This window comes from Sphingomonas sp. Ag1 (assembly GCF_000980895.1).
Taxonomy (GTDB): domain Bacteria; phylum Pseudomonadota; class Alphaproteobacteria; order Sphingomonadales; family Sphingomonadaceae; genus Sphingomonas; species Sphingomonas panaciterrae.
Window position 1 is genome coordinate 1 of sequence record NZ_LAZX01000041.1, and the last position, 4,092, is coordinate 4,092.

Annotated in this window: 5 protein-coding genes; 2 read left to right on the plus strand and 3 right to left on the minus strand. The window is 57.4% G+C overall.

What is annotated here, in order from left to right:
* Positions 1 to 174 precede the first annotated feature (174 nt).
* Together XM50_RS18975 and XM50_RS18980 are read right to left on the minus strand one after the other, a co-directional pair.
* Positions 175 to 579 carry a hypothetical protein gene (locus XM50_RS18975; protein WP_052742296.1) on the minus strand — a complete coding sequence of 135 codons (405 nt, stop codon included), beginning with the start codon at positions 577 to 579 and terminating at the stop codon, positions 175 to 177.
* Between the two features lie 83 nt (positions 580 to 662).
* Positions 663 to 1,187 (minus strand): tyrosine-type recombinase/integrase, encoded by a 525-nt coding sequence (locus XM50_RS18980; protein WP_156167026.1) that lies wholly within the window; start codon positions 1,185 to 1,187, stop codon positions 663 to 665.
* Between the two features lie 137 nt (positions 1,188 to 1,324).
* Between XM50_RS18980 and XM50_RS00455 the strand changes: the two genes are divergently transcribed.
* Positions 1,325 to 1,594, plus strand: coding sequence for a hypothetical protein (locus tag XM50_RS00455; protein WP_046406450.1), 270 nt, complete (start codon positions 1,325 to 1,327; stop codon positions 1,592 to 1,594).
* Between the two features lie 247 nt (positions 1,595 to 1,841).
* Positions 1,842 to 2,051, plus strand: coding sequence for a hypothetical protein (locus XM50_RS00460; RefSeq protein WP_156167028.1), 210 nt, complete (start codon positions 1,842 to 1,844; stop codon positions 2,049 to 2,051).
* A 1,026-nt stretch (positions 2,052 to 3,077) separates the two neighbouring features.
* Here XM50_RS00460 and XM50_RS20280 read toward each other — a convergent pair.
* Positions 3,078 to 4,092 (minus strand): hypothetical protein (locus XM50_RS20280; RefSeq protein WP_197075246.1); only part of this gene is annotated, 1,015 nt, incomplete at its 5' end.

The following is a 4,092-nucleotide window of genomic DNA, read 5'->3' on the forward strand; positions in this document are numbered from 1 at the left end:
GGCCACAAAGACGCTTAGCCACTACGCCGCAGAGGCACGCGCAGCAGGTCGCATCACAGCTTAAGGGATCGGGAGCCGGGTCGCGTAAGCGGCTCGGCTTTTCCGTGAGCGCAACAGGCTTGAAAAAGCCCCGCTGTTGCCAGCAGGGCTTTTGGGATCACTCGGAGTGAGGTGTTACGCGGCTGGTGCTTCCTTCTTGTTCCGGCGCGTCTCACCCATCTTTGCAGAGCGGGCCTTGACCTGCGTTTCCATCGTCTCAAGCTGCGCGTTGAAAGCGCCCTTCTCCACGTCCGCCTTGATGGCGTTCAGGACTTCAACGAACTTGTCCTTGGGAACAGCGACTTCCTTGTCCTCGCCGAGCAGCTTCAATGGGCTGTTCGCGTAGCGTACGGTGAAAGCGACGTTCTCGCCCTCAATGCGGAACATGCGCCGGCCTTCCTGACGGGGCTTGTTGAAAAGCTCGATCTGCTTGTCGATCGTCTGCGCCACCACCGCGCTCGGCGTGCGAGCCTTAGCGACGTTGCTCTTCGCGAAGCCTTCGACCTGATGAGCCGGCTTGACCATCTTCTTCCAGTCCATTCTATTTCTCCATCTAGGCAGCATCGCTGCCGTTGCTTCTATCAAATGCCATTCAGGAACCAGAGCAAGAGCATCTTCCTGTTTTATGAGAAGAGTGCTCGACGCATCATGTTGTCGGAAACACCGATATATTTCTGGGTCGTAGCAATGCTGGAATGTCCCAATACCTTGCTTACAATGGCGATGTTGATGTCCCGGTCCACCATCGAAGTAGCAAGCGTCCGACGACCCGAATAGCAACTGCCGTCGATACCTGCGCGCTTGTAAAGCCTCCGCATCGCCATGCTAATGCCGGCTGCATCGAACGCTTCCCCGCGTGCGTTGCGGAAAACACGGCCTGTCTCGCTGCCCATATGCGCTTGCAGGGCTTCGGTGATTTCCTCGCTGATCGGCAAGCTGCGCCCGCTCTTGCGCTTGGAATGCCCAAGTGGAATGCGAAGCTCGTCGCCCCGGAACCAGCTCGTATCAAGCCCCGAAAGCTCCATCGGACGAAGTCCCAAGCGGATGCTGAGCAGCATCATCAGCCGGTACATTGCAGGCCGTTCCATGCTGGCCGTGTGAGCTAGAACAGCTTCAAACTCGCCTTGCTTCTTGATCGGTGCGCGCATCTGCGTGTCTCCTTCCTCAGCTTGTTGCTGCCAGACTCCACGCAGGACAACCAAAAACGTACCTTCGCACAAAAAGAGTTGAGCAAAGTGCTCGCTAAATATCAGCGAGATTAAACAGCAACCAAGACGGAGAAGCCATGCGTATTACCGAGGAATCGAGCAGCACTTCCTACATGACACTTTTCAATGGCAGGACTGCCAACTACGCGACGACATTCAGCGTCTCGCTTGAATGGCTATACTGCGACGACGTTTGCGCCGAGCTTACATGGCTTGTCCTAAACCGAGGCAAGCTCTGCAAGTTGCAGATTGACGAGAACGTCGACTCATTCTGCACTGCCCACGTCTCGACCACGGACGCGGCCTTTCTTGAGGAAGTGCGCGCGAAGTTCGGTGGTGCAGCATGAACGGCTTTGGCGTCAGTGCCGCTCAGGCAGCAGCGGCCTACACAATACTGGGCGCTGCTATGAGGGGCGACACTCGTCCCCGGCAAGCAAACGGACAACTAGCAAGCCGTCGCAATGGCTTCGGCTCGCTTGCACGCCAGTACGGCATGATCAGCAAGGCTCCAGTGGCAAAGGTGAGCAAGACCGGAAAGCAGAATGCCCGCGCGCAAGCGAAGAATCGCCGAGCGCATTGGAGGGCGGTCGCACGATGAACGAGCAGCTATTCAAGGCCGAGTTTACCGCGAGACAGGATCGTCGCGGTGGTTGGCGTCGCCACATCATTGAATGGCTAGAAGAGAACAACCGTATCCAGCACCTCGTCTCGATCTATCTAAACGGTAATGTGCTGGCACCCGATGTAGTCGTGGTGCTGAATGACAGGAATACCGCGCTGCTGCTGAAGCTCGCTTTGGCCTGAGGATAGCGATCCGCGCCAGCTAACTACTGGATGACGGAGAATGAAGAAGACCGCGACCGGCGAAAGGGCGTCCGACCCAAGCGACAGTGCGAATGGGAGGGCTGCACCAACCGGAATATCGGCGGCTATCAAGCGCATTGCGGAAAGCACAGAAGGGCAACGCTGGCTGCGGGTCTCCCCGCGAAGGTACATGCCGACAAACCACCGACCACCTACCGCTACCACAACAAGGTAACTGGCTACTGGCTGCTCCGCGCTCCCGGTCATCCCCTCGCGACCAAAGCGGGCTACGTCTATGAGCACCGCCACGTCGCTTACGAGAAGTACGGACCCGGTGAGCAGACCTGTCACTGGTGCCGATGCAAGCTAGGCTGGTCAGAGGTTGATGTGGATCACCTTGATTGGAATCGGTCCAACAATGGGCCTGACAATCTCGTGACCTCCTGCGCGGGCTGCAATGGGCACCGGACCAAGCCTGATGGAGACGCCGAGGAAATCAAACCTAGCCCATCAGCCAACAGGCTGATGGCGCTCGCGCGATCAATCCGGGACTGAGGGCTTTTCCGGCTTCTCAGCGACCATAGGGGCACCTTCCATGCCCCTCACGTTCAGGCGGATTATGCGACGTTTCGTTGGCCGCACGTCGGACAGCAGGGCGAGCAGCGCCTTCACTTCTGGCTTCATATAGGAATTTAGCGGCTAGATTTATGCTAATTACATGGTGAACAGGCCCGGCTATGTTCAATGCAACAAGAAGAGGACGAGAAGCCCCGCTGTTGTCAGCGGGGCTTTTCTATGACTCCAGTAAATTCATTTGCCCTCTGATTTCTACGGCAACATATCGTGAGGGCCGGGTCGCAACGGTGAAGCCCTAGCAGAACTCCCCTCCTTCTAGGGCTTCCATCACCAGCTTATTGCAGTCAGGGAGCGCCACAGACGCTCACTGTGATAGCAAGCGCGTCGATCAGCAGTCCGTGTTGCCCTCACTCAAAGTGCCGCTCATTGAGCTTGCTCGGGCGAGATGGCTCAGTCCCCCGAGAAGCGTTCCAGCGTTTTGTTCATCTCTAGAAAGGCATAAGCCCTTCGGATTTCCTCAGGAACGCGGTACGGTTCCAGATCGATGGAAAGCTGGCCGTCTGCCGTGGTGTAGTAGCGTTGATCGGCGTCGCCGAGTTCAAGCAGTCGATCTTCCACTCTCGCGATGCGCGCATGAAGTCGCCCTTCGCTACAGTGTCGCTGGCTGGTATCGGGGTCGCAGTAAGCGGCGCGGACATTGCCACCCTCAACATAAGCCTCCACGCAAACAAGGCACTCTTCCAGAGCTTTGCGAACATCTGCTTTGCTGTGCGTGATCATATAGTCGGGTTCGTAAGTGAGTAGTTTTCTGATCTCGACGAATTTCTCCATTGCGAGATTGCGGTAGCCGGTGTCGGTCAATTCAGGGTGGTGCTCGCTGGTCTTGTTTGCGAGTGACCTAAGTTGTCGCTGCAACAGCTTAACGACCACATGGGCCAGACCTTCTACGGTGTCGATCTCGCCGAACGTGATGCAGCGGTCCTGAAGATCGGTCAGAATGCCCAGCCGCTCGGGATCGGGACCAGCGATGCTGCCATGAGCCAACCTCGTCCAGATCACCCCCTGAGGATCATGAACCAAGCAATCCTGAGGCTGGAGCTTGCCCCAGCGCTCCTTCACATTCCACGACTGCTCCTTGCTGAGCCGCAAGCAAACGAACCCGTCGAGCTTCTCGGGCAAGAGGGCTTCATAGGGCGCAATTTCACTGGCCTTGATGATGTTGTGCCGAGCGCAGCCACGCCGGAAGGATCGCCGGAAGTCGCTCGCCGTTCTCCCACACGCCAGCAGCACATGGGAGAGCTCGCGCGCTGACCGCTCAATGAGGTGATCTAGCTTGGGAATGGCCGAGGGATCACGACGAGCAGCGGTAAACGCCGCATCAACTTCGGGGTAGAGGTTTACTTCCCGCTTAGTCCGCCGAACATGATAGTAACGCTGATCGCTGGACCTGAACCGCCCCGGGTTT

Coding starts and splice junctions, on each gene's coding strand:
- XM50_RS00460 (WP_156167028.1), top strand. CDS start 1,842: ATGAACGAGCAGCTATTCAAGGCCGAGTTTACCGCGAGACAGGATCGT.
- XM50_RS18975 (WP_052742296.1), bottom strand. CDS start 579: ATGGACTGGAAGAAGATGGTCAAGCCGGCTCATCAGGTCGAAGGCTTC.
- XM50_RS18980 (WP_156167026.1), bottom strand. CDS start 1,187: ATGCGCGCACCGATCAAGAAGCAAGGCGAGTTTGAAGCTGTTCTAGCT.
- XM50_RS00455 (WP_046406450.1), top strand. CDS start 1,325: ATGCGTATTACCGAGGAATCGAGCAGCACTTCCTACATGACACTTTTC.